General features: G+C 37.6%; 21 protein-coding genes and 1 riboswitch. Of the genes, 13 read left to right on the forward strand and 8 right to left on the reverse strand.

Going from position 1 to position 24,995, the window contains the following annotated elements:
• Nucleotides 1-8: 8 nt before the first annotated feature.
• From LB467_RS09610 to LB467_RS09625, 4 genes are all read left to right on the forward strand, one after another.
• Nucleotides 9-1,241 (forward strand): DUF4374 domain-containing protein, encoded by a 1,233-nt coding sequence (locus tag LB467_RS09610; protein ID WP_224473817.1) that lies wholly within the window; start codon nucleotides 9-11, stop codon nucleotides 1,239-1,241.
• A 41-nt stretch (nucleotides 1,242-1,282) separates the two neighbouring features.
• Nucleotides 1,283-2,470 carry a PepSY-associated TM helix domain-containing protein gene (locus tag LB467_RS09615; protein ID WP_224473818.1) on the forward strand — a complete coding sequence of 396 codons (1,188 nt, stop codon included), beginning with the start codon at nucleotides 1,283-1,285 and terminating at the stop codon, nucleotides 2,468-2,470.
• A gap of 1,035 nt (nucleotides 2,471-3,505) precedes the next feature.
• A complete protein-coding gene (locus LB467_RS09620; protein WP_224473819.1) occupies nucleotides 3,506-3,793 on the forward strand; it encodes a DNA-binding protein in 288 nt (95 codons plus the stop codon).
• Nucleotides 3,790-4,482: a hypothetical protein gene (locus LB467_RS09625; RefSeq protein WP_224473820.1), complete on the forward strand. Its 693-nt coding sequence runs from the start codon at nucleotides 3,790-3,792 to the stop codon at nucleotides 4,480-4,482. Before LB467_RS09620 ends, LB467_RS09625 begins: the two co-directional genes overlap by 4 nt.
• Nucleotides 4,483-4,987: 505 nt before the next feature.
• Here LB467_RS09625 and LB467_RS09630 read toward each other — a convergent pair.
• The 8 genes from LB467_RS09630 to LB467_RS09660 form a co-directional block, all read right to left on the reverse strand.
• A complete protein-coding gene (locus tag LB467_RS09630; protein WP_224473821.1) occupies nucleotides 4,988-5,464 on the reverse strand; it encodes a YesU family protein in 477 nt (158 codons plus the stop codon).
• Nucleotides 5,465-6,220: 756 nt separating this feature from the next.
• Entirely contained in the window at nucleotides 6,221-8,317 is a 2,097-nt protein-coding gene (gene feoB / locus LB467_RS09635) for a ferrous iron transport protein B (RefSeq protein ID WP_224473822.1), read from the reverse strand.
• Nucleotides 8,317-8,544, reverse strand: coding sequence for a FeoA family protein (locus LB467_RS09640; RefSeq protein WP_224473823.1), 228 nt, complete (start codon nucleotides 8,542-8,544; stop codon nucleotides 8,317-8,319). The genes feoB and LB467_RS09640 overlap by 1 nt, the downstream gene beginning before the upstream one ends.
• Before the next feature lie 79 nt (nucleotides 8,545-8,623).
• A complete protein-coding gene (locus tag LB467_RS09645) occupies nucleotides 8,624-9,751 on the reverse strand; it encodes a PepSY-associated TM helix domain-containing protein (RefSeq protein ID WP_224473824.1) in 1,128 nt (375 codons plus the stop codon).
• Nucleotides 9,752-9,810: 59 nt separating this feature from the next.
• On the reverse strand, nucleotides 9,811-12,291 hold the full coding sequence (locus tag LB467_RS09650; RefSeq protein ID WP_224473825.1) for a TonB-dependent receptor: 2,481 nt from the start codon (nucleotides 12,289-12,291) through the stop codon (nucleotides 9,811-9,813).
• Between the two features lie 294 nt (nucleotides 12,292-12,585).
• Nucleotides 12,586-13,164, reverse strand: a complete 579-nt coding sequence (locus LB467_RS19045) for a PepSY domain-containing protein (RefSeq protein ID WP_394371778.1) — start codon at nucleotides 13,162-13,164, stop codon at nucleotides 12,586-12,588.
• On the reverse strand, nucleotides 13,049-13,510 hold the full coding sequence (locus tag LB467_RS19050; RefSeq protein WP_237690429.1) for a PepSY domain-containing protein: 462 nt from the start codon (nucleotides 13,508-13,510) through the stop codon (nucleotides 13,049-13,051). The genes LB467_RS19045 and LB467_RS19050 overlap by 116 nt, the downstream gene beginning before the upstream one ends.
• A gap of 751 nt (nucleotides 13,511-14,261) precedes the next feature.
• On the reverse strand, nucleotides 14,262-15,455 hold the full coding sequence (locus tag LB467_RS09660; RefSeq protein ID WP_224473826.1) for a GAF domain-containing sensor histidine kinase: 1,194 nt from the start codon (nucleotides 15,453-15,455) through the stop codon (nucleotides 14,262-14,264).
• Nucleotides 15,456-15,958: 503 nt separating this feature from the next.
• Here LB467_RS09660 and LB467_RS19180 point away from each other — a divergent pair.
• From LB467_RS19180 to LB467_RS09705, 9 genes are all read left to right on the forward strand, one after another.
• Nucleotides 15,959-16,069 carry an ATP-binding protein gene (locus tag LB467_RS19180; RefSeq protein WP_394371779.1) on the forward strand — a complete coding sequence of 37 codons (111 nt, stop codon included), beginning with the start codon at nucleotides 15,959-15,961 and terminating at the stop codon, nucleotides 16,067-16,069.
• A 124-nt stretch (nucleotides 16,070-16,193) separates the two neighbouring features.
• Nucleotides 16,194-16,304, forward strand: a riboswitch (TPP riboswitch).
• A gap of 58 nt (nucleotides 16,305-16,362) precedes the next feature.
• Nucleotides 16,363-16,968, forward strand: coding sequence for a nicotinamide riboside transporter PnuC (gene pnuC / locus LB467_RS09670; RefSeq protein WP_224473827.1), 606 nt, complete (start codon nucleotides 16,363-16,365; stop codon nucleotides 16,966-16,968).
• Nucleotides 16,937-17,950 (forward strand): acyl-CoA dehydrogenase family protein, encoded by a 1,014-nt coding sequence (locus tag LB467_RS09675; RefSeq protein WP_224473828.1) that lies wholly within the window; start codon nucleotides 16,937-16,939, stop codon nucleotides 17,948-17,950. The genes pnuC and LB467_RS09675 overlap by 32 nt, the downstream gene beginning before the upstream one ends.
• A 145-nt stretch (nucleotides 17,951-18,095) precedes the next feature.
• Entirely contained in the window at nucleotides 18,096-18,773 is a 678-nt protein-coding gene (locus tag LB467_RS09680; RefSeq protein WP_224473829.1) for a hypothetical protein, read from the forward strand.
• Nucleotides 18,774-19,096: 323 nt separating this feature from the next.
• Nucleotides 19,097-20,188 (forward strand): Gfo/Idh/MocA family protein, encoded by a 1,092-nt coding sequence (locus LB467_RS09685; protein WP_224473830.1) that lies wholly within the window; start codon nucleotides 19,097-19,099, stop codon nucleotides 20,186-20,188.
• A 272-nt stretch (nucleotides 20,189-20,460) separates the two neighbouring features.
• Entirely contained in the window at nucleotides 20,461-20,721 is a 261-nt protein-coding gene (locus tag LB467_RS09690; protein ID WP_224473831.1) for a hypothetical protein, read from the forward strand.
• A gap of 102 nt (nucleotides 20,722-20,823) precedes the next feature.
• Nucleotides 20,824-22,968, forward strand: a complete 2,145-nt coding sequence (locus LB467_RS09695) for a glycoside hydrolase family 97 protein (protein ID WP_224473832.1) — start codon at nucleotides 20,824-20,826, stop codon at nucleotides 22,966-22,968.
• Between the two features lie 234 nt (nucleotides 22,969-23,202).
• Nucleotides 23,203-23,574: a VOC family protein gene (locus LB467_RS09700; protein WP_224473833.1), complete on the forward strand. Its 372-nt coding sequence runs from the start codon at nucleotides 23,203-23,205 to the stop codon at nucleotides 23,572-23,574.
• Nucleotides 23,575-23,584: 10 nt separating this feature from the next.
• Complete coding sequence (locus tag LB467_RS09705) at nucleotides 23,585-24,952, forward strand: short-chain fatty acid transporter (protein ID WP_224473834.1); 1,368 nt, start codon at nucleotides 23,585-23,587, stop codon at nucleotides 24,950-24,952.
• Nucleotides 24,953-24,995: the final 43 nt, after the last annotated feature.

Consider the following 24,995-nt stretch of genomic DNA (forward strand, 5'->3'; position numbering starts at 1 on the left):
ATTCAATTATGACAGCAATCAAAAAACTAGTATGGTTAAGTTGTTTCGGAATCCTTTTTACCGCCTGTGAAAAAGATGATAATGTAAACCCTAACCCAGAGCCAGAACCCGAATCTTCACAAATCACAATGGCTTTTAAGACAACTGGAGGTGAAGAGCCAGAATATATTATTACTGAGGAAAATATAATGGAAGGAAGTATATCGGCTCAAGGAACCGGTATAGAGCAAACCGGTTGGAGATTTTATTACCCTGTTGGCAATACACTTTTTGCTTCAGGCTACAGCGAAGACAACAGAGCCACTGCATATACTAGCGACGAAGAGGGAATTATTAGTGCGAAGGGCCAGTTTACTTTTGATAATGCCTTAGAAATGTTTGGTCAAAGCAATGATAATGAAACTCTTCTGGCTTTTGAAATACCACGTTCGGGATACGCACCCAGGAAACTGTATTTTGTAGATGTAGATGATGTGCAGGTAGAGAAAATAGTAGAAACTTCAATTTTTGAATCCCAGGAAGACGAATTGGTAGCCTGGCCTTCTGCAATCCAGGTAAGGGGTAATAACCTCTTTGTACCTTTCCATAAAATGGATCCCCAGGGATATTTTACTACTCCAAGTGTAGATACGGCCTTTGTAGCGATTTATTCTTACCCGAATGTTGAAGAAGAGCCTATTAAAATAATAAGTGATACCAGAACTTCTAACATAGGAGTAAATGGAGCTACTACCGGACTTATAGAAAACGAGCAGGGAGATATTTATTCTTTCTCTTCAGGAGCAACTATGGCCGGTTTTTCTCCCGCTTCCACAAAACCATCGGGCATACTACGCATTCCAAATGGTGAAACCGATTTTGATGAAGACTATTTCTTCAACGTTGAAGAAGCTACCGGAGGCGAAAAACTCTTTTGGTTTGATTATGTTGGTAATAACAAGGCGATTGCCAGGTTATTAACTCACGATGATGGGGCTGCCTGGGGAGCCTTTGGTAGAGATGCTTTTAACCAAAAATTAGTCATCCTGGATCTAGAAGCTCAAACTGTTACTGAAGTAGCAGACGTACATTTACATGCTAAACGTTATTCTTCACCAGTTTTTGTAGAAGACGGTAAAATCTATGTTAGTATTGAAACCGCTAATGAAGCTTATGTTTATCAAGTAGATATTGAAACCGCCAAAGCCACAAAAGGGGCTAAAATTGAAGGAAAGACCATTAAAGGTTTTTATAAACTCTAATTATTACTGCCCGGCTTCGGCCGGGCTTTAAAACTTTAGCAATGGGAAAGAATAAACCTGGTAAAAAGTTTAGGAAATATATTCGAACACTACATTTATACCTTGGGCTGGCAACGGGCTTAGTTGTTTTTATAGTATCTATAACCGGTTGCTTATGGGTTTTTCAGGAAGAAATTACTTCCTTAACTTCTGATGTTCCAGAAGTTGTTCCGCAAAACAAGCCTGAAATAGATCCATTAGAAGCCAAAAACATTGCGCAAAATGTTTTTCCCGGCAAACATGTTCACGGTACCCTATACGAAGGCGGAACTAGTCCTGTAGAAGTGATTTTCTATGAAGAAAAACCAGAATTCTACCAATCGCTATTTATCCATCCCTGGACCGGCGAAATTCTTCATACAGAAGATCATTTATCAGGATTTTTCCATTTTGTGCTGGATGGCCATATGCATTTGTGGTTGCCAGAGAAAATAGGTAGCCAAATTGTAGCCTGGAGTACTTTTATTTTTTTCCTTATGCTGGTATCGGGTATTATCCTATGGTGGCCTAAAAACAAAAAAATCAGAAAACAACGGACCTGGTTTCAATGGAAATCAAGTACCAAGTGGAAACGAAAAAACTATGACCTACACCAAATTATAGGTTTCTACGCCAGCTTTATAGCTATAATCTTCATTTTTACCGGACTTATTATGACTTTTGAAACTTTTGAAAAGGCATTTTATAAAAGTATTAGGGGCGATAAAGAAGTGGTATTTTCAGTTCCTGGAAATGCAAGTGGAAGTTTCCAGAATCAAGGGCAGCAAAATGAGCCTATAAGACAATTAATGCCTCTTCTTAAGGAAAAATTCCCAAATGCAAAAGACTACGAAATTCATTATCCCTATGATGAAAATTATAGTATTTATGTAGAAGTAAGCAATAGCGACGGACTTTATTACGATTCAGATTATAGATTTTACGATCAAAACGACCTCTCTGAAATTCAATCTGAGAGTATTTACGGAATCTACGAAGAAGCCGGTATTGCCGAGAAAATACTGAGAATGAACTACGACATTCACGTTGGTGCTATAGCAGGATTGCCGGGTAAAATTCTTGCTTTTTTAATTAGTTTATTATGTAGTTCACTTCCCATCACCGGATTCTTATTATGGTACGGGAAAAGGGTGAAAGCCAAATCTGCAAAAAGCAAGGAAAAACAAGTGCTCACTACTTTAAGTCAGTAAACTACCTCGGGGCAGGCGCCTGGAGACATAATTGGAAAATATATTTAGATAAATCTCGATTATCGAGTAAATTTAATGGCAGAAATAGGTAGAAGATAGCTTTATTTCTTATTAAGTTTTAAAGGATTTATTTAAAGGTTGATCAAAGGAAATAAAACTATATGGAATATCGAAAATGACAGCAAGAGGGTAACACGCTACGCGATGTTGGGTAGTCATTTTCCTATTGTTTTACATCATTTGAATGCAGGTTGCATCAAACCCTATGTAAATATCAAAACAGTGGGTAAGTTTTTTATGAAAAAATGCTCTCAGCCCAGTAACCATGGTAAATTTTTTATGAAAAAATGAATTTTTAAAACTACTCACCACTTTTACTTCCATTCCGCAAAAGCTTCATTTCAGCAAAAGAGGTTCATTACAATTGTCTTGGACACGAGCCAAAAAACTTTGAAGATGAATTGGTAAATGAGATAATTCGTTGAAACTTTTTGCCTCAAGTCCGCCTGGTCCGAACTGAAATTCAACAATCAGAATTTCAAGTTTTCTCTTTTTTTGGAAGCTTCCGACACCACCTTCCCTTTTGCTGCCAAAGAAATAAGCTTTGAAATTAATCGGAGTGCATAAACCGGCTTACCTATTTATAACTCCTCTATAATTTCAAAGCTTGAAGATACAGTGGGCACCAAAAGGTAATGCGAAGGCGCTGGAAGAAGTAAATGAAAATAGCGGAACTATCAATTCACTCTGATCTACATCCGGTTCCAGTTCACCCTCAAAAGGAAAATGCTCCAGATGAAAAAAGTAAATGACTGAAAAGAGTTTTCAACATCGGTAGCATTTTTAAAATAGGACTTTAATTCCATTTGAACTTTTGAATTTTACTCCCTAATTTTTATTGATGTGTTTTAGTCTGTATTAAAGTTTTAACCCCCTATCATTACTGAAGTTATCAACAATAGTACTTTTAGGTTACGGAAGTTATGGGCTACATTTAGAGTTAATTGGACACTCCTTTAACTTAAAAGTTCTGTTATGGAAAAAGGATTTTCTCGGCCTTTGCGACAAAGCCTTCATTCCCTCGAAGTGAAGATAGATGAGCTCATAAGAGCTACAAAGGTACAGCCCTTGACACATACCGAATACCTCCTACTAGATAATGCTGATTTTATTCAGCTATTTAAAATCACGGCCAGGACAGCACAACACTGGAGAGAAGATGGGGTGATTGAATTCCTGCAGATTAAAGGAAAGATCTATTATAAAATTGGCGATGTCAAAGCTTTTATTGACCGACATCGCCAGGCAAGAAAACAGCGATGAAGGAAGTTAGCGTATCGGTTCCCATCCAGATGCTCATCGATGCCCAGGTAAATGGGTATGTCAATAAGCTTCGTTTCTTCCTGCTTCTAAAATTATGCTATCCCAGTGGAAAGCTTAAATTCAATAGAGACGATCTCCTGGATATGGAATGGATGGGAATGATCAAGTCCCGAAAAACTACCAAAAAGTATATTGAATTTTTATGTGAGAAAGGCTGGTTACAGCTTAATGCTAAAACCGGCTATTATATCGTAAAGTCTTTTGACCGCATAAGGGAGGAAGAAGGCTGGAGCGTAAGAAAGGCTTTTTCTATAGGATTTGATTCTTACTTAAGCCTGAAGGCCATTATAGGAGGCATTTTATATGCCTATTTGCATACCGATTTCTGGAGAAAAACCAGGAGGAAGAAAAGCGTACACTTAAAAGGCAGTACCTATCATTTTCTATCCCCCAGGTTTAACTTTAAAGAACAACCTGCACCGGTGGCCGTCTCAGGATTAGCTTCTATTTTTTCAATCTCTGCTGCTACGGCATCACGATTGAAGAAACTGGCCGATCAGTATAAACTGATCGAGGTGAAAAGGTACTATAGTCCGCTTATTTTTAATAAAAAGGCTATGAACTTGTGTTTGAAGTACAATGATAAACTCCTCTGGTTTACAGGGATGGTGGTTCCCGATTCCAGTTAATTGATACTATTTTACCTCTTCTTCTTTTTAAAAAAGCGGAAAAAACTGAAAACATAAAGGAAAGGTTTATAGGGTAAATCAAAATAAAAAACTTTTTGGCCAAAGTCTGCTAATGTTTAGGCGCGATAGCGCGTTTGTTATTTTTCGGAGCCAACTATACCAAAGCTTGTCAAGAAGGGGTGCAACACTTGTTTCCTACTTGTTTACCACTTGTTCATTTTTTGTACTGGTTTTGAAAAATAATAAGATAGGGTTGTTATTTCTTAATAATAATCGAATAATATCCTATTAAAAACTTATTCTAATTACCATTACAACGGAAAAATATGTATGCCCTTCCAAGAATGAAAGGGCACACTCTTTTAATCATAAAAGCATTTTAGAATTGAAATGCATATTGGATTTTTAAACCAAAGGCCAGGGTGCGGACTTCATTTAGATCTTGTAATGAATTAATATCTCTCCGAGAAGATAAAAGGCTGCCGAATGCAAAAGCTGTTGGATTTTAGTTATTATAATCAATAAGCCTATCCTGTGAAACATCAGATTTAATATCATTAAGCCCATAATCAAGGAAAGCTCCAATATAAAGGGATAGACTGTTTTCTAACATAAGTTTTGCCCCACTTTCCAAGTGAGCTACAAAGTTTGTTTTCAGGTTCAGGTCAGACTTAACACTATTTACAACGCTAATTTCACCAAATCCCGCAAATTCGGGGTCGGTAAGTTCAACATCGTATTGCGGGTAATATCCGCTATTTTCTAAAGAAGTAGTTCTGGATTTGTATTTTGAATCTACAACTGAGCCTGCTTTAACACCAGCCGCTGCATAGAACCGGATCATCCCAGGAGATTCATATTCAATCTGAAGAGGAATATTGAGGAAATATACTTCCTGGTTTTCCGAGAAATCATCAGCCTGGCACCTAAATACAAACTCCTCACCTTCTGGATCCTGGGTTATATAAGCACCTTGAGTCATATTGCAAAAATCGAGTTTAATCGCAACTTACCGGCATTTGGGAGATTTAATGCTACTACTCTGGAGACCATGAAAGCTGCCGGAGATTTAGGTTTATTGGATAATAGTATACTCTATCAAATTAATGAATTGCAGGATTTACAAAATGAACAACAATTTACTAGGAAGCCGCGATAGTATCTTTAACAAATCTGTTGGTTAATTATATACAAACATCCTATTCCTACAGGATTGATAGAAGTTTGGTCAGATTTGGTTAAATGTGGACACCGCAAACCTAAGCGGGCGGCCACAAATATAGTCAGTTTAAAATAAGATATTTTTCTGTTAAAAGACTGGATGTAATAGAAGAAAACGGAGAATTAGCAATAAGTTATCTAACTCGGAAACTACTCCGCTACCGCAATTTGATGGACAACAATTCCAAGGAAAGAGCAATGGAAATGCACCTCATATTTTTTTGACGGCAAAGGAGATGAAGTAGAAGTTACTTTTAACTTTTGGAATTCTTATTTTCGAGATATTTATAAAAGGTATGGTTTTAATTATCTATAATTTCCCGTATAGTAGAATCAGCCGCATCCGCAGTTAGACACCCCACAACTTTTGTCTTTATTTTTTGAGTTTTTAAGAAAAGAGGGTTTCCATATAAATTTCGAGATCATATATCCCACTGCAATTAGAAATGTGATGAATACTAATATTTCCTGAATCTGAAGTATTTTCATAATTAATATATTGATAGTATAAAGCACCTTATTTTAAACTCTGAAAAGCTATTAAGGCTACAAAATAAGCAAATCCGCTCATAATCACCAGTTGAAGTATTGGCCATTTCCATGAATTCGTTTCTTTTTTAACAACTGCAAGGGTGCTCATGCACTGCATGGCAAAGGCATAGAAAAGTAATAAACTTATCCCACTTGCAAAATTAAATAAAGGACCTCCTAATACAGGATTCTCTTCACCGGCCATTCGCTTTTTTATGGTCTCTTCTTCGTCACTACCTACACTATAAATTGTAGCAAGGGTACCTACAAAAACTTCCCTTGCCGCAAACGAACTTACAATTGCTATTCCAATTTTCCAGTCGTAACCCAAAGGTGTAACCAAAGGTTCAATTCCTCTGCCTACAATTCCAATGTAGGAATATTTTAATTTATGAGAGGCTATTTCCTGCTCCAGCTCTGCATCCGGTAAATCTCCCATATGCTGTGAAGCTATAATTTCTTCAGCATTTTCAAACTCGTCACCTGGACCGTAACTTGCAAGCACCCAAAGAATTATTGATATGGCCATTATGATTTTTCCCGCCCCCAGAACAAAAGATTTAGTTTTCTCTATTACATTTAATGCTAAATTCTTAAGCATGGGTAATTTGTAGTTTGGCATTTCAACCACAAAATAAGATTTTGATTTAATGTCCAACACCTGGTTAAGCACCCATGCCGAAAATATTGCGATACCAAAACCTAAGATGTAAAAAAGCATCAATGTTAACCCCTGTAGATTAAAGCCTAAAAATGTACTGTCGGGAATTACAAGAGCTATAATTATAAGGTATACCGGTAATCTGGCAGCGCAGGTGGTAAATGGAATAACAAGTATGGTTATAAGGCGTTCTTTCCAGTTCTCAATATTTCTGGTGGCCATAACTGCCGGAATAGCACAGGCGGTTCCCGAGACCAGGGGAACAACACTTTTTCCGCTAAGCCCAAATCTGCGCATAATACGATCCATTAAGAAAACCACCCTGCTCATATATCCGCTTTCTTCGAGAATGGAGATAAAAAGAAATAAAAAGGCGATCTGCGGAATAAAAATAACTACACCGCTTAAACCCGGGATGATACCCTCGGCTACTAAATTGTTAAAGGGACCGGCCGGGAGACTATTTTTCACCCATTCACTTAAGGTGGCGAAACTTCCATCTATAAGATCCATTGGGTAAGTAGACCAATTATATATGGCCTGAAAAATGATTAACATAATACTGAAAAAAATAAGATATCCCCATACTTTGTGGGTAAGGATTCTATCCAGTTTTATCCTGAAGTCTGTTGCCTTGTTAAGATCTACGGTCATTACAGATTTCAGGAGGCCGTTTATAAACTGGTATCTTAAAATGGTTTCCTTTTGCTGAAGCCGTTTCAGGTCATTATTACTTTTCATTTGAAAATCGGGATTTTTGTTTAAAGATTGCCGATTAACGTTTCCAAAATTGATGTCCTGAGTAATAACTAACCAAAGCTTATATAAAGATTGATTAGGAAAAACCTTCCTAAGCCTTTCAAAATATTCAAGATCCATTACCGAAGCCTTTAAACAAGGCTCGGTAGAAATATTTTTGTAATTTAAAATAAGCTCTTTTAATTCTTCAATTCCTGAACCTTGTCTTGCGCTTACAAGGGCTACTTTCGTCTTCAGTTTTTCTTCCAGCTTTGTGACATCCAGGGTAATTCCTTTTTTCTTCATCCTGTCGGCCATATTTATAACAAGGATGGTGGGAATTTCAAGATCTTTGATTTGTGTAAATAATAAAAGATTGCGCTTAAGATTTTCTACATCGCTCACCACCACGGCGACATCGGGATAATCTTTATCGTTTTTATTAAGAAGGAGTTCAATTACAATATTTTCATCAAGAGAAGAAGCATTAAGACTATAAGTTCCTGGAAGATCGAGAATGTGAGCTTTTGAACCACGGGAAAGTTTGCAAATTCCCTCTTTTTTTTCTACAGTTATTCCAGGATAATTTCCAACCTGCTGGCGAAGTCCCGTTAGGGCATTAAATACTGAAGTTTTACCGGTATTTGGGTTACCTATTAAAGCAACATTAATGTGTTTCTCCATTATATAAGGTCTATTTCAATTAAAAGAGCAGTTTCCTTACGAATTGCTAAATGGCAGCCATGGATATTTAGGTACATTGGGTCACGAAAAGGTGCGGTTTGCACCAACTCTACCTCATTCCCCGGAAGACAGCCCATTTCAAGTAACTTCAAGGGTACATCGTTCATGAAAACATTTTTAATTATTCCCTTTTGACCCCGCTTTAAATGGGCGATTGTAAAACTCATTCTTATTTAGATTGATTTTAAACAAGGCAAAAGTAATATAAAAGTTTTTGAAAAGGATGGTGATAGAAAATTATTTCAGTTATTCAATGTCTTTATAACCTTTCTTGTTTCTTCGACCCCACCAGATCATAAACCCGCTAACAGGTAACCCGGCAACAAAGAGACTGGTAAAGAAAGCTATGATCTTCCCTGTTAATCCAAAATATTGCCCTGTATGTAATCCATAACTCATTTCCTGCAGTTTGAGTCCGTTACTTTTATCATCATAATGATGCTCCTGCAGCAACTCCACGTTTTGGGGATGGAAATAAAAATTTGACTGATGGTCAAATTCCAGGGCATCAGGATAAGCACCGGTAACAATGGGTGCATTCACGCCCTGATCCCAGATAAAATACATTCCGCTTTCCGGCATAAGTTCAAAGGTTTTGAACATAGCAATATCCAGTGGATTTGCAGAAATTTCTTCAGTAACCACCCTGATTTCCGGGACTACCTTATCTTCCGGATATTCCTTTCCCAAATTTCCTATAGCATAAAAACTTTCGTACATCCATTCATAAGAAAAACTAAGACCCGTAATGGCCATAAACAGAGCTAAAAAAGAAATGTAAAACCCTGTTGTTCTGTGCCAGTCATAATTCTTCCGGCGCCATCTTGCATTCCACTTAATCTTAAGATTTTTTTGGATATTCTTTAGATTCTTTGGCCACCAAAGAACTATTCCGGTGATAAGCATTGCGATGAAAATAAGAGTGGAAACCCCTACCACCTGCTTACCTATCTCTTCCGGTAAGAGTAAATGCATGTGAAGGTCCTCAATAAATAAAAAGAAGTCCTTATCAAGATTTTGAACGTGTGTTAACTCACCTGTATAGGGATTAAAATAAATATGATGCGGTGTGCCTTCTATAGTAGTGAAAACATGTGCAGGCCTTTCCTTTTTCTGATAAATTACCATACTGGCGTCTGTACCAGTAAATGCTTTTTCAACTTTCTCAAGAAGAAAAGATGGTTGAACAAATGATTTTTCCTGGGGTACGACTTTTCTCCAATCCCTGGTGAGATCCTGGATTTCGTCATGGAAAACAAAAATGCTTCCGGTAATGGCGACTATAAAAATAATTATTCCGGTTATAAAGCCAAGCCACAGGTGTAGTCTGCCAGCCCATTTTTTCCAGAAATTATGTTTTTTCTTTTTGGACATATTTTAAAAAAAGCCGCCTGGATTAATATCCCAGACGGCCGTTTCAGGCTTATCGCAAATTAAAAATTATAGGTAAAACTCGCAGCAAAATTCCGTGGAGTTTGAGGGTTGATGGTTGACCAACCGTTATAGTATTCAGCATCTGTAAGATTATTTAGCTTAAAAATTATTGAGAATTTTTCAACATTATAAAAAGCAGATGCATTAAGAACGGTATAAGAGGGAAGTGTGAATACACCTCCTAAAGCCCGGTTAAATATCATATTTTCACTGGCATAATTCCCGCCTACACCAATACCAAATCCCAGATATTTTCCTGTTGGCACCCTGTAACTTGCCCAAAAATTGGCAAGATCTTTAGGACCGGCAGATTCCGGACGTCTTCCTAAAAAGTCGGTTTGGTCAGACTCAGTTAGTTTACTATCGTTATGGCTATAACCTGCAATAAGATTTAATCCTGCAAAAGGAGTTGCTGTTACACTGGCCTCAAACCCCCGGCTATACTGCTCTCCATCTTGTACATAAAAGAACGGCCTTCCGGTTTCTTCCATTACCATATTAGTTACTTCAATGTTATAGTAACTTATATTGGCTGAAACCTTATTCTTAACCAGGTTAAGTTTTGTTCCTATCTCCAGTTGCCTTGCTCTTTCAGGATCAAAGGTAACAGTTGTGGTTACTCCTGCAGCCGGATCACCTTGCTGGAGCGGGGCAACATTACTAAACCCGTCCATGTAATTTGCGAAAAAGGAAACTCTTTCCAGGATTGGCTGGTAGACGATACCAAATTTAGGAGATAGCGCTGTCTGGCTGTTATTCTCGCTTTCAAACTGGTCTATTCTTAAGCTTACCATTGCTGAAAGTTTTGGAGAAAAGTTTAATACGTTTGAGACATATGCACTATATATATCTTCACGGGTGGTGTTGTTATTTAATCCCGCATTTGCAAGCAAATTATCTGTAGCTGCAGTAGAAAGTTTCCCACTGTCATTATTGGTTATGTAAGCTGAAGGATCATAGATCCCAAAAACGCTCTCGTTCACATTTTGTAAGCTGGCATTCCCAACGTAAACATTACCATTTCCTATATATCCTGTACTATTGTCAATAACCTGCCTGTTAAAGTAATCCAGGCCTACTACCATACGATTCCTCATACCCGCAATTTGAAAATCTCCAATGAAATTTTGCTGAATATCTGTAGTTAACGTGTTGGAATTCTGCTTGCTTATATACCGTGAGAAAACAAGACCGTCATCAAGGTTGGTCAAAGAACCTTCAGCCTCTTCTCTCCCCTGGTAATACTGAGTTGTTTCATAGAGGTATGAGTAATATCCCTTCGTTTTTGTGGAACCTCTTGAAAATACCGTTTGAGAAGTCCAGTCCGGGGATAATTTATAATTCATTTGGCCCTGAAGGCTGAAATTGGGGTTAACTATTGTGAGGTCATTGCTGGTGTAGGAGCGCTCAGGGTCATATCCCAACTCTTCAATATTGGTAGCTCTTAGTGGGGCTCCACGATCTAAAAATAGCATAGTCGGGTTAGTGCTCTCCCCTCTGAAAATTTCTGTATTTACCAAAAATGAGAGTCGGTCATTAACCATATAACTTAGCGAGGGGGCAAAAAAGAAAGATTCTCTGAAACCCAGATCCTGAAAACTATTTTGCTTATGATATGCGGTGTTTACTCGCAGGGCAACCTTTCCGGTTTCATCCAGCGGGGTATTAACATCTGTAGTAACCCGGTTTAACCCGAAGCTACCCAAAGTGTAAGACACATTTCCGCCGAAATAATCGAAAGGTTTTTTAGTAGATATATTAATAAGGCCACCGTAAGAGATAAGGCTACTGCCATATAAAGTTCCTGATGGTCCTTTTACAACCTCAATTCTCTCTATGTTTGCAGGATCTGGACTGCCATTAGTAAGTCCTGGAAGTCCATTAACAAGTGTAGGCTGTACTGGAAATCCTCTTAGAGAGAAATATCCGGCACCGTCATTACCTCTTCCTGTACTTTCCCATAATTTGGTTATTCCTGGAGCATTTTTCAAGGCGTCATCAAAGTTGGTCACAACTTGCTCTTCAAGAAGTTCAGCGGTAATATTGTTGTATACCTGGGGGTTTTCAATGTCCTTTAAAGGTAATTTTGCCACATAGTCACTTTTACCTCTTGTAAATTCATTGATATAACCATTGGCTCTAATTACAACTTCATCAAGGTTTTGCTCATTGCTGTTGAGAATTACGGTAGATAAAGTTGTTGTTTGTCCTGCCTGAACAGATACTGCCAGTTCTCTGGTTTGAAATTCCACATATGAGATCCTGAGAGTATAATTTCCTGCAGGCACGTTGTGGAGAACAAATTCTCCTTCAAGAGTTGATTCGGTACCCATTTTGGTGCCCGGGATTTCTACATTGGCTCCGGAAATTGCTATTCCATTTTTATTAATAATCTTTCCCTGGATACTTCCGGGGGTCTGACTGAAACTGAATTGAAAAATGATAAGGAGCAGGGGTAGGAGAATATATTTCTGGCTCATTGTTTTAATATATTTTAATTTGGACTAATTATAAATAAGGTGCAAATGTAGGAAGGGAATTTTATAAAAAAAAGCTTATTTAAAATTAATATAAATAAAAAATCTATCTGGAAAGCATTACTGTTACAGAATCAGGTTGTTGTAAACTGAAAATTATTCAGTTTTTGTAAGTGCGTGTTTTGTAGATCTTTTATAAGGGACCTTAGCTTTCTTTTTAAATGTCCGACCATAACAAAGTATGAAACCGTTACAGGAAGGCTTCCACAAATAAGGCTTGCAAAGAATGCAAGAACTTTACCCGGAATCCCACCAATTGCCCCCAAATGTATCATAATTCATTCGCATGACTTCTTCAGGAAAGCCTGCATCATTATAAACTCCGTAGGGAGTAGGAGAGGCTAATTCTTCGAGGCTATACTGGTCATAAAAAAGATAATCAGCGTTATAATAAACGCCTTTATTATACCCAATCTCCACGTAAACCGCTTCATCTTCTGTCATTGGATAATGAAATTTCAGGTCAACAGCTTGCGGATATTCATTTAGTAATCTATAGAATAATTCGACTATAGGTTCCAGATACCCCGAAGTTTCTGTAGGAGTTGGAATATTTTGCGGCACTCTCCATACTACTTCTTTATCACTCCCAAGTCCTCCATTAACAAATTTTTGAAATCCTTCAAAGGACATGATTAGCCCGGTAAATATTATTACTACTGCTATAAGACTAATGTAAAATCCAAGGACAGAATGAAGGTCATAATTTTTTCTTTTCCATTTTGTAGTTTCTTTCCAGTCCAGTGTAAATCTCTGCCTGCGGTTTTTCTGTTTTCGGCCACCAAAGAATAATCCCGGTAAGCAACATAATGGCAAAAATTACAGTACTCCAGGCAACGAGTTGTTCACCAATAGATTTAGGCAACCACAAAAATTTGTGGCCTTCAAGCATAAAAGGAAAAAATCCGGTAAGATTGTTATCCATATGTAATAATTCTCCATTGTATGGATGTATATATACAGTATGATAAAATTCGGGTTCAAACTCGTAAAAAATAACCTTTATTGGTTCATGCTCGGCAGCATACAATGTTCCATGTACCAAATCTTCCCGGAAAATTTCATGAGCAGTTCCTCGGGTTTCGATAGATGGTATTACAAGGAATTTTCTTTTTGAATATCCGGTAGAAGTGAAAGCTTCTATTTCTTCCTGAATACCCACAAGCAACCGGTAACCGCCATTATAAATACTACGAGTCCACTTCCTAATCCAAAGATAAGGTGTACCTGTCGAATGTAGCTTTTTATTTTACTGCTCTTTCTTTTCTTTTTTCATACCCTTTTTCTTCGAATCAAAAGATTTAGTTTTTGAAATAATTTTCAATTTCATCCTATTTGTTCCATAATTAAAAAATCAATTAGATTACCTCAATTTTTAAAAGAAATGCATTTGTGTAGAAATGATTATCTTTGATATGCGAAGTGAAAATCACCAATAAGAGTTCACAAATCGTCAACAGAATAAGGGTTAATTGGTTGAAGTCCTTTAAAATAAAGTCTCTAAAAAGAATGTTCGATTCTTGGCGAGGTCACAATATATCGAGAGTATTGAATCGCAATCACTTGTTTTTAAAGAGGTTGCGTTTTTTATTTGGAGCTACTTGTGCTTTTTAGTCCACAATTAATTTTTTTAGCTATTTTCTGCGTGTTGGTCGCTTAGATTTGCTCTTGAGTTAAATTTCTATGTGATAATATCCAGGAGACTGCATAGGGTGTGAGTCCTTATTAAAAAGCCTTTAGGTTTATAATTTGTATGTAGAAATGAATCTTCTTTCAATAGTTTCTCAAATAAATAACGGGGTACAGAATACCCCTTTTTTCTCTTTGGTTGCAGTAGTCTTAAGCAAATCAGAGAAATAATATGTCCTGAAAGAAAGCAGGAGAATTTTAGTCCTTTTAAAATTTTAAACTATTTATAGGAATTCTACAGGAAGTCGAACAGTAATTTTTGTTCCTGCTCCCGGAGTAGAAGAAGCCTCGAGTTTGCCTTCCATTTCTTCAACAAGGTCCATCACCAGCCGTAAACCAAAACCAAAACCCTTTTCTCCCTGTGTACCCTGTTCAGAGATTGCCTCTCCTGAGGTAAGATCGTTTAACTTGTCTTCAGACATTCCCCTGCCTGTATCCTTTACCATGATAAGCAGTTCCTTTTCCTGATTATTTTCTTCAATGGTCAGAAACACAGATACAGTACCTTCTGGGGGGGTAAATTTGATTGCATTTGAAATAAGGTTACCCGATACCGGTAAAAGATCTTTTTTAGGGAACATGGTAGATATGTCTTCGCTAAAATTGACCTCAAAATTTACTCCTTTGCTTTGTGCCTGTGGAATATAAAGTGACCGTAATTTTTCTGCAAAAGTTAAGAGGTTGAACTTATACTTGTCTTTCTTTTGAGCCTCTAGAGCTTCCTGTAAGATATCTTCTGTAAGATCCAGGACGCTTTTACCGCTATCGCTTACCAGGTTAAGAATTTCCCGCATTTCTCCAGTAGTATAGTTGTCTTCTTGAGCGAGATTGAGAAGCTGTACGATCCCGCTTATTGGACCGCGTATATCGTGAGCCAGCCTTTGCTTTAATTGCTTTTCCTTATCTGCATTTCTCTCTGTTCGTCGTAGTTTAAGTTTTAGCTCCAGTCTTTTAATAATTTCTCGAGCTATTATATGGAGCTTTTTAATCTGATCTTCATTTAGCTCTTTGGTCTTACTACTTAAAACGCAGAGCGCGCCTACCGGAATACCGGTTTCCATTTTTAAGGGAATGCCGTAGTAATATTTTAAGCCGTTTTCCCCTTTCACGTAATCTTTATCCAAAAAACGAGAATCCTGATCCAGTCGGGATACCTCAAAAAATTCAGACTCCCGTAAAGTATAGGTGCAAACCGATTCTTCTCTTGGTATTGGATTGAAGGAGACATTACCGGAAACAGACCATTGCATATGTGAATCCAGAAGATTTACCAAAGAAATATCAGTTTCTGAAATTGAGGCTGCCAGCTGGGTTAGATCTTCAAATTCCTCATGAAGTTTCTGGTAATCCAGATCAAGTTCTGCCAGATGTTTAACTCTTCTGTATTCTGTTGTATCTAAAATTTCTTCCATAATCATTTCTTCCTATTTTTAAATACTAAAACCTAAACTTCACAAAGACTTATTATTGCTATGAGACTTAAACAAAAATCGAACCCGAATGCAGTTCGATTAAGTATTATTTATTTGGTTGTAATAGTAATGAAAAATAAATGGTTAAACTAACCTTAACCAACTAATCAATTTAGGAATTTAAAGAACTTACAGCCGCTCGAAAAGTTAGGTTACGGTATTGGATATTAGATCGAGTTAACCTCCTCCCAATAAAATTGTAATATTTAAATGTAAATGATTCTGGTTTTTTATCTCCTCCCGATTTATTAACTGGTCGAAAGAAATATTCACAAGAAAGACGAAAACCAGAAGTGAAAATAACCTGCAAAAAAATCAAAGAATAGTAATTACAAGTTTGCTATAGAAGACAATGGTATGGGTATTCCCAGTAGCAATAAAACAGGTTTTTATAATATTTAAACGTTTAGAAACTAATAAAAACATTCCAAATCTGGTATGGTTTAGCTATAGTTAAAAAAATAATTGAGCAGCATAATGGCACTATTAAACTTATCTCCAGGCCAGAAGAAGGCACAAAGTTTATATTTACCCTTCCAATCTCCGAAAATATAGGATAATTGGAGATAATCACCACCATAAATCATACTTTAATTGACGACAATGACGGTGATAACTTGATTGTTTCAATATATTTTGATTATTAATAATTATCAGAAATTTCCCCAAAATAATTATAGCTTTGTACTTGAAATGGGGTGCTTGCCATAAGGCAGGCTGAGATGATACCCGGGAGTTTTTTACTCTGAACCTGATCCGGATAATGCCGGCGTAGGGATTTCTAAGCTGAGGTTACATTCCTGCAATCTTCAGTTACTTCATCTCCTCATTTCATTGGTTAAAAACGAGAACAATGATAGAGGATTTCTTTACACACCTTACCTGGTTGCAAGCCGTGGGGACTACTTTTGGAGTGGTGCAGGTATTATTGGCGAGAAAAAATAATATTCATAATTATTTATTCGGGATTGCCGCTATTCTTATAAGCCTTTGGGTGCTTTACCAGTCAAAATTATATGCCGATATTATTTTGAACCTCTATTATCTGGTGATGAGTATTTATGGCTGGTTTTACTGGAGGTATGGCAGGCAAGAAGAAGAAACCCCAATTTCTTACTCAAGCAAATCTGAACATCTAAAAGCCATTGCAATTGTTTTAGTGTGTTTTACAGCAATGAGCTACTGGTTGCGGTTTCATACCAATTCTGATGTTCCGTTTTGGGATGCCGGTGTTAGTGGATTCGCCTGGGCCGGGATGTGGCTTATGGCTAAAAGAAAAATGGAGAACTGGATTTTTCTAAATATCAGTAATACCATTGCTATTCCTTTACTTATTTACAAAGAACTATACATATATGCCGGATTAACAGTTTTCCTTTTTATAGTTGGAACTTCGGGATATTTTAAATGGCGAAAAATTGTTAGGAATGAAAGAAGACAACAAGTTGCAAGAGCTTAGAAAATTATGTTTGGGCGTAAATATATTTCCTGAAAAAGTTTTAACCTTGATCGAAGATGAAAACCTCTGGAACCTATGGGTGCCTAAAAAGTATGGGGGATTAGAATTCTCCCTTACTGAAGGACTTGCAAAACTCAAGGAATTGGCCAGAATTGATGGCAGCCTGGGGTGGACGGTAACTTTATGCAGTGGTGCTAATTACTTTATAGGAAACCTGAAACCTGAAACGGCAAGGGAGGTTTTTCATAATTCAAAAGTTACAATTTTAGGGGGTAGTGGGGGAGTATTTGGAACAGCCGAGAAACTAGGCGATAATTATAAAATTTCCGGAATCTGGCGTTATGCCACAGGTGCTCCCTACTTAAGTCATTTTACACTGAATGCTGAAATTCACGAAAATGGTAAAACTTTATTAAATGAAGATGGATCGCCAAAAGTACGCTCGTTTGTATTGCCTAAAAAAGATGTCAGGGTTATTGAAGACTGGAATACGATGGGTTTAAAAGCTTCGGTTACCCATTCTTTTGAAGTAAAAGAAGTACTGGTTCCTAAGCGTTTTAGTTTTATCTACAATGAATTTTATCAACCACAGGATATTTTTAAAATTCCATTTTCAGTATTTGCCGATCTCACACTTTGGGTTAATTATATTGGTATGGCCAAGCATTTTTTGGTGGAAGCTCGTTCTGTCAAATCGGTAGATGCTTTAAGAAACTTAGAAGAAAACCTCAATTTTCACAACCGACAAATCAGTCGATATTCAGAAGATATTGAAGCAAAAATTGCGAATCAAGAAAGCATTACTACGGATTTTATAGAAGAAATTCATATTTCAGCTTCAAATTCAGTGAAAAATATCTCCCGAAATATTATTGAAGCTTATCCCTATGTAGGCATAAAGGCAAGCCAGGAAAACCATCCCTTAAATCAGGTTTTTCGCGATTATTTTACCGCGACACAGCACTATATTTTTACGAAATAAAGCTGCTGATTGGGAGTGAAATTAAGTTTTGTATTTGCTTCGGAATAAAGTTAAGATTTCAGAGATATTCATCTGTTTAGTGGTAGAAAATGATTATCATGTCACTAGCGATAAATTATTTATTACAACCGAATAAAAAATTAAGATGAAATATAAAATAAACATAGAGGAAGTCCACAATGTAGACGAAATTAAGGAGTATTGGACGAATGAAGATTACATTCAATTGCTGAAAAAATTCGATTTTCCAGATGCGGAAGAATCTGATTCTGAAAACTTAAGAGAATTATTATTTATGGCCATATCAGATTTTGAACCTGGTGAAGCGGCTAAATTGGTTTTAGATTACAAGCTGGGCGAGGAATTGTCTGAAGGACAAATTGAACAGATTTCTAACGATATGTTGACAGACACGGTTTGTGAGGAATATCCCGAAATGGAATTACAATCCAGATTATTCCACGTGAATCAATTGCTTTTTAAAGCTTACAATGGGAAATTCCCAAGCTCTAGTGCCACCATTATTCATTTTACGATTACTCCTTCAAATACAGATGCCGATTCCGACCTAAGCAAAGCAACGCTGCTGAGGTTATTGAATGATGGCCTTTCAGACAGAAATATCGTTAAAAGATTATTTGAAGAGCAAATGAATGGCAATGCTGAATTTCCGGAGGCAGAAAATATTATCTGGGATTTACAAATTTCAGAAAATAAGCATTTTAAAATAACCACTTCAGGAAATCTCATAAAAAAAGATGAGGTAATAGCTTCAGAATGGGAAAAGGAAATAGAAGAAACTGCGGATGATTCAGATAAATAAACTGAATTGAAAAGCTAGAGAGAATAAAAAATGCTGCTTATTACTGGGCGGCATTTTTCTTTAAATCCCTCATTGAGGGTTTAATTCTCCGAGGCTTGCCTCGAATTTTTTAAAAGTATTTTCCAATGCATACCTCGTGGACTTGCCCCGAGGTTTTTGATTTTCGTTTATATTTATTTTCTCTAAGTGCTAATAGTTCATCATTTTAGCGGGGAGACTCCAGTTTCTACTCATTAATGCTCTGGAATGCTAAATAAATAAGATTTTGGTTTTGAAGTTTAGATGAGTAACTTTCTTTTCCGACACAATTTCAATCGATTATTATGAAAAAAGTTTGCACATTATTTCTTTTCAGTCTGTTTGTTACTCAAAGTTTTTCCCAGGAAAAAATAAAGCTGGCGGTGGCGGGCTTAACTCACGGTCACGTGAATTGGATTTTTAACCGGGAGGATAAGAACGATATTGAAATTGTAGGCATTTATGAAAGTAATAAAGAGCTCATCAAAAAATACAGGGATAGGTATGATCTGGATGAGGATCTCTTTTATACCGATTTTGAAGAAATGCTCGATGCTGTAAAACCTGAAGCCGTTTCCGCTTTTGGTGCAAATAATGAGCATCTTAAGGTGGTAAAAGCTTGTGCGCCAAGAAAGATTCATGTAATGCTTGAAAAACCACTGGCAACAACTATAAAAGATGCCAGGGAAATCGAAAAGCTGGCCAAAAAACACTCCATTCACGTGCTTACTAACTACGAAACTTCCTGGTATTCGAGTAATCAGTATATAAAAGATTTAGCTGAAGCAGGCGAACTTGGAGATATTAGAAAAGTAATGGTAAATTCCGGGCATCAGGGGCCAAAAGAAATTGGGGTTAGTGAGGAGTTTCTGGAAATTCTGGTAGATCCCGAAAAGAATGGCGCAGGAGCTTTAATGGATTTTGGATGCTACGGCGCCAATTTAATGACCTGGTTATTGGATGGAGAAAAACCAATTTCGGTTACTGCGGTAACGAATCAGAATAAACCTGAGATTTATAAGGAAGTCGATGATGAAGCCACGATTATTCTTCAGTATGAAAAAGCACAGTGTGTGATCCAGGCCTCCTGGGACTGGACTTTTTCGCGAAAAGATATGGAAGTTTATGGAACCAAAGCTTACGCTATTGCCAGCGATGCTAAAACTATTAAAATGCGCGCTAGCGAAAGTGAAATAGAACAAATCCTCAAATTAGATACACGTGAAGATCCTTACGACGATCCTTTTTCCTATTTGGCGGCAGTGGTTAATGAGGAAATAGAAGTAGGAGATTTTGACCTGTACAGTCTTCCATTGAATCTTGTTGTTGTAGAAATTTTAGAAAAAGCAAAAGAATCGGCCAGAAAAGGAAAAACAATATATTTTAAGGATAATTAATTTCTTAAAAATTCGCATAAAAAAAGGGGGTTTGACTTTTATTTCAGAATTGCCCCCTTTTCTATTCCCAATTTTCAACTCAAAAATACATCAGTTAAGCAGTACTTAGGTTAATTGAAAGTCAAGTAAATACTAAGCTTATATTACCTGGAAGTTTACTTCTTCAACTTAACATTCAATTAAAGATCAAGGCTTAAGGTTTAATTTTTAAATAACTTATTCCGAAATGTTTGCATCTAATTTTGCTGAAAATAATAGCAAAAAATTAGGTGATGAATTCAAACGAAAAGAACAATTTAGCTTTAGAAACTCTAAAGTTTCCGGTTAGTTACGATAGCAGGCAACAAACAATTTGGGATGCCAAAGGAATGATGGTTTGCGATATTCGCGGCTGGGGGAAAATCCAGTTTATGAACAAATCTGAAGATCGGCAAGACGCAATAGGTGAGCTTATCACGAATTTACTCAACAAGTATCATCGTAACGAAAATGCCAAAATAGACGAGGAGCTTTTTAGAATGCTGGCTTCCTAGATATAACTTTTCTGCCCTTTATGGAAGAGTTTTAGGGCTTTAATTTCCTTTAAATACATAAAACCTTACTTTTGTAAATTCACACACTTTAAAGTAGAATTTATGAAAAGTCGATTAATATTGAGCCTGTTTTCCCTGGCTGTTTTTGGAAGCCTGCAGGCTCAAAACCTGGAATCTCCCGATGGAAACCTGGAAATGAATTTCTCCCTTCAGGAAGATGGTACCCCGGTTTATAAACTGGATTTTGAAGGAAAAACCATAGTAGAAACCAGTAAACTGGGAATAGAACTAAAGGAAGATGAACATTCCTTTACCTCAAATTTTAGCATAGAAAATACCGAAGAATCTACTTTTAACGAAACCTGGACACCGGTTTGGGGTGAAGAAAGCGAGATTAGAAATAATTATAATGAACTTGTAGTTCATTTACATCAGGAGGATTCAGAACGGAAAATGTTGATTCGTTTCCGTTTGTTCAATAATGGACTCGGATTTAGATATGAATTTCCGCAGCAAGGCAATCTTGCGCATTTCGTGATTTCAGATGAAAAAACCGAATTTGCCATGAGTGGAGATCACACCGCTTTCTGGATCGCCGGTGATTATGATACCCAGGAATACGATTATACCGAAAGTAAACTTTCAGAAATAAGAGGACTGATGGAAAAAGCGGTTACCGCCAATGTTTCCCAAAAATCTTTTTCTCCTACCGGAGTGCAAACTTCGCTAATGCTAAAAACCGAAGATGGCCTGTACATCAATTTACACGAAGCTGCTTTACTCGATTATCCTGCGATGCACCTTAACCTTGATGATGAGACTATGGTTTTTGAATCCTGGTTAACCCCGGATGTTAATGGCGACAAAGCTTATATGATCGCCCCGGGACAAACGCCCTGGAGAACCGTCATTGTTAGTGATGACGCAAAAGATATCCTTTCTTCAAGAATTACGTATAACCTGAATGAACCCAATAAGATTGAAGATCCTTCATGGATTAGGCCAATGAAATATATGGGTGTTTGGTGGGAAATGATCACAGGAATGAGTTCCTGGGATTACACCGATGAATTTGCTGCAGTAAAACTTGGCGAAACCGATTTTGAAGCCGCTGAGCCCAACGATACCCACGCTGCAACTACTGAAAACGTAAAATATTATATTGATTTTGCTTCAGAACATGGATTTGATGGTTTATTAGTGGAAGGCTGGAACGTAGGCTGGGAAGACTGGTTTGGAAATTCTAAAGATTATGTATTCGATTTTGTAACGCCTTACCCAGATTTTGATGTCGATGAAATCAGGGAATACGCCAAAAGCAAAGACGTGGAAATGATTATGCACCACGAAACTTCGGCTTCGGTTAGGAATTATGAAAGGCATTTAGATACCGCTTACCAGTTTATGAAAGCCAATAACTATAACGCGGTAAAAACCGGTTATGTAGGCGACATTCTTCCGCGAGGGGAAAATCATTACAGCCAGTGGATTGTTAACCATTATCAATATGCACTGGAAAAAGCTGCTGAATATGAGATCATGATTAACGCTCACGAAGCCGTTAGACCAACCGGAATCGCGAGAACCTGGCCAAACCTTATCGCAAACGAATCGGCTCGTGGAACTGAATATCAAGCCTTCGGCGGAAATAAACCAAATCACGTGACCGTTTTGCCTTTTACACGTTTAATTGGCGGGCCGATGGATTACACTCCGGGAATTTTTGAAATGGATATCAGTAAACTGAATCCCGACAACAATTCTCACGTAAACAGCACCTTGGCCAATCAATTGGCCCTGTATGTAACGATGTACTCTCCATTGCAGATGGCAGCCGATTTGCCTAAGCATTACGAGCAGTTTATGGATGCATTTCAGTTTATAAAAGATGTGGCGATAGATTGGGACAAAAGTGTTTACCTGGAAGCTGAGCCCGGAGATTACATCACCATTGCTCGAAAGGAAAAGGATGGTAATAACTGGTTTGTAGGAAATGTAAATGGGGAAACTCCAAGAACTTCAGAAATTGAATTCGATTTTCTTGAAAAAGGAAAAACCTATATCGCCACGGTATATTCCGATGCCGAAGATGCGCATTATAAAGAGAACCCGCAGGCCTATGAGATCAAGAAATACATGGTGAACAGTAAGTCTGAACTTTCACAAAAATCTGCTCCCGGCGGTGGTTATGCGATAAGCATTATGGAAGCCGATAAATCTGAAACCAGGGATTTGGAGAAATTGTAATTTTTAAAATGTATAATGTAGATTGTATACTGTAAAAAACTTGAGAATTTGAACCCCTCGTCAATTTGGCGGGGGGTTCCTTTTTTAACCAATCTTCATTTTAAGGGTTTTCAATTAGAAACCTTTATTTTATATAAATTCCAGAAATAATTTATAGTTTTAAGCAGTGCCCATCAATAACCTACTTTAAATGGAATATTATTATTGAATATTAATAACCAAAACACAAATCGTATGAAATTAGGGGCATTTTCAGTAAGTCTGAGCGTTAAAGATCTAAGGGCTTCAAAGACATTTTATAAAAAACTGGGCTTTCAGGTTTTTGCCGGCGATTTTGATAAGAATTATTTTATTATGAAGAATGAAGACTGCCTAATCGGTTTATTTCAGGGTATGTTCGAGAATAATATTCTCACCTTCAATCCCGGCTGGGACGCGAAAGCCAGGAAACTGGAGGAGTTTGATGATGTGAGGGAAATTCAAAAGCAACTAAAAATGGAAGGAGTAAGCTTTGAAAGTGAAGCCGATGAAAGCACATCAGGTCCGGCTAGTTTTATAGTATTAGATCCAGATGGTAATGCGATTTTGGTAGACCAGCACGTATAAATTCTATAATTTGAACCTGAGCCAATTCATTGAAAATACCTTTAAAAAACTTATTCCGGCGCCCTTTACTTTAGCGGTGTTACTTACCCTGATTACACTTTTTATCGCATTTTTCTTTACCGGGGAAACCAATACCACTTCGGCAATTAAAATCCTCGATTTCTGGCAAACCGGGATGTGGGATCCTGCCCTCATCGTCTTTATGGTGCAAATGATGCTGATTTTAGTATTGGGGCATGTCTTAGTGCTCAGTAAACCTGTTTCCTGGCTTACGAGTCAGTTAACCAAAATTGTGACCGGAAATGCAAGCGCAGTGATTATCGTTTCGGTTTCTACAATGCTGGTTGCGTTTTTTAATTGGGGCTTGGGTTTGATCTTTGGGGCGATTATGGCCAGGAAAGTAGCTGAAGCAGCTTCCAGTAGAGGGTTCAAAATTAATTATCCCTTAATTGGTGCCGCCGGCTATGTGGGTTTAATGGTATGGCACGGTGGGATGAGCGGCAGTGCACCACTAAAAGCGGCAGAAGATGGGCATTTAGCGAGTTTGTTCCCCGGCGCAGATTCTGAATTTCTTTCGCAGTTACCTAGCAGCTTGCCCACAGCAAGCACTATTTTTTCTCAATGGAATTTATTGATCTTCACGACCTTATTAGTGTTAATTCCGCTTACGCTCTATCTCCTTTCAAGAATTAGCGAAACGAAAACGGTGAAAATTGAATCGGAAACAAAATCAGATCAACTTACAAAAATCACCGGGGCCGAAAAATTAGACCATTCAAAATGGCTAAGATTTGCATTCGGGTTTTTATTGCTCGCAGCCTTTTTTGCAAGTTATTCCGAAGAACTTTTAATTGGAAACTTAACCCCGAATATGCTGAATTTCCTAATGCTCTGCCTTTGCATCTTACTGCACTCATCTTTCGCTTCATTTTTAAAAGCCTTGCAGGAAGCCATTGGGGGAGCAGCGGCGATTTTAATCCAGTTTCCGTTGTATTTCGGGATTATGGGCGTAATGCGTGAAACCGGTCTGGTGGGGGATATTTCAGGCTTTTTTGTCAGTATCGCGACAGATGTAAGTCTCCCGGTTTACAGTTTTTTTAGCGCTGGTTTAGTGAATATTTTTGTGCCCAGCGGGGGAGGCCAGTGGGCGGTGCAGGGCCCCATAATTCTGGAAAGCGCTTTAAAACTTGGGGTGCCGCTTAATAAAGCAGTCATGGCACTGGCCTATGGCGACCAAATCACCAATATGTTGCAGCCATTCTGGGCTTTGCCCTTACTTGCTATTACAAAACTAAAGGCCCGGGAAATTCTTCCTTATACTTTGGTGATGATGTTGGTAGGAACGCTGGTTTATATTACCGGATTATTACTGGTGTAAGATTTTCACCAATTTTTTTTTCTGACTTACGACTAAACTAAAG

It is taken from the genome of Salegentibacter tibetensis, assembly GCF_020164485.1.
GTDB lineage: Bacteria > Bacteroidota > Bacteroidia > Flavobacteriales > Flavobacteriaceae > Salegentibacter > Salegentibacter tibetensis.

Excerpts from the sequence above, each read along its gene's own strand:
- LB467_RS09660 (WP_224473826.1), bottom strand. The coding sequence starts at position 15,455 with ATGATTATGGAAGAAATTTTAGATACAACAGAATACAGAAGAGTTAAA.
- LB467_RS09690 (WP_224473831.1), top strand. The coding sequence starts at position 20,461 with ATGAATTCAAACGAAAAGAACAATTTAGCTTTAGAAACTCTAAAGTTT.
- LB467_RS09630 (WP_224473821.1), bottom strand. The coding sequence starts at position 5,464 with ATGACTCAAGGTGCTTATATAACCCAGGATCCAGAAGGTGAGGAGTTT.
- LB467_RS09640 (WP_224473823.1), bottom strand. The coding sequence starts at position 8,544 with ATGAGTTTTACAATCGCCCATTTAAAGCGGGGTCAAAAGGGAATAATT.
- feoB (WP_224473822.1), bottom strand. The coding sequence starts at position 8,317 with ATGGAGAAACACATTAATGTTGCTTTAATAGGTAACCCAAATACCGGT.
- LB467_RS09675 (WP_224473828.1), top strand. The coding sequence starts at position 16,937 with ATGAAAGAAGACAACAAGTTGCAAGAGCTTAGAAAATTATGTTTGGGC.
- LB467_RS09650 (WP_224473825.1), bottom strand. The coding sequence starts at position 12,291 with ATGAGCCAGAAATATATTCTCCTACCCCTGCTCCTTATCATTTTTCAA.
- LB467_RS09645 (WP_224473824.1), bottom strand. The coding sequence starts at position 9,751 with ATGTCCAAAAAGAAAAAACATAATTTCTGGAAAAAATGGGCTGGCAGA.
- LB467_RS09700 (WP_224473833.1), top strand. The coding sequence starts at position 23,203 with ATGAAATTAGGGGCATTTTCAGTAAGTCTGAGCGTTAAAGATCTAAGG.
- LB467_RS09680 (WP_224473829.1), top strand. The coding sequence starts at position 18,096 with ATGAAATATAAAATAAACATAGAGGAAGTCCACAATGTAGACGAAATT.
- LB467_RS09695 (WP_224473832.1), top strand. The coding sequence starts at position 20,824 with ATGAAAAGTCGATTAATATTGAGCCTGTTTTCCCTGGCTGTTTTTGGA.
- LB467_RS09625 (WP_224473820.1), top strand. The coding sequence starts at position 3,790 with ATGAAGGAAGTTAGCGTATCGGTTCCCATCCAGATGCTCATCGATGCC.
- pnuC (WP_224473827.1), top strand. The coding sequence starts at position 16,363 with ATGATAGAGGATTTCTTTACACACCTTACCTGGTTGCAAGCCGTGGGG.
- LB467_RS09615 (WP_224473818.1), top strand. The coding sequence starts at position 1,283 with ATGGGAAAGAATAAACCTGGTAAAAAGTTTAGGAAATATATTCGAACA.
- LB467_RS09610 (WP_224473817.1), top strand. The coding sequence starts at position 9 with ATGACAGCAATCAAAAAACTAGTATGGTTAAGTTGTTTCGGAATCCTT.
- LB467_RS09620 (WP_224473819.1), top strand. The coding sequence starts at position 3,506 with ATGGAAAAAGGATTTTCTCGGCCTTTGCGACAAAGCCTTCATTCCCTC.
- LB467_RS09685 (WP_224473830.1), top strand. The coding sequence starts at position 19,097 with ATGAAAAAAGTTTGCACATTATTTCTTTTCAGTCTGTTTGTTACTCAA.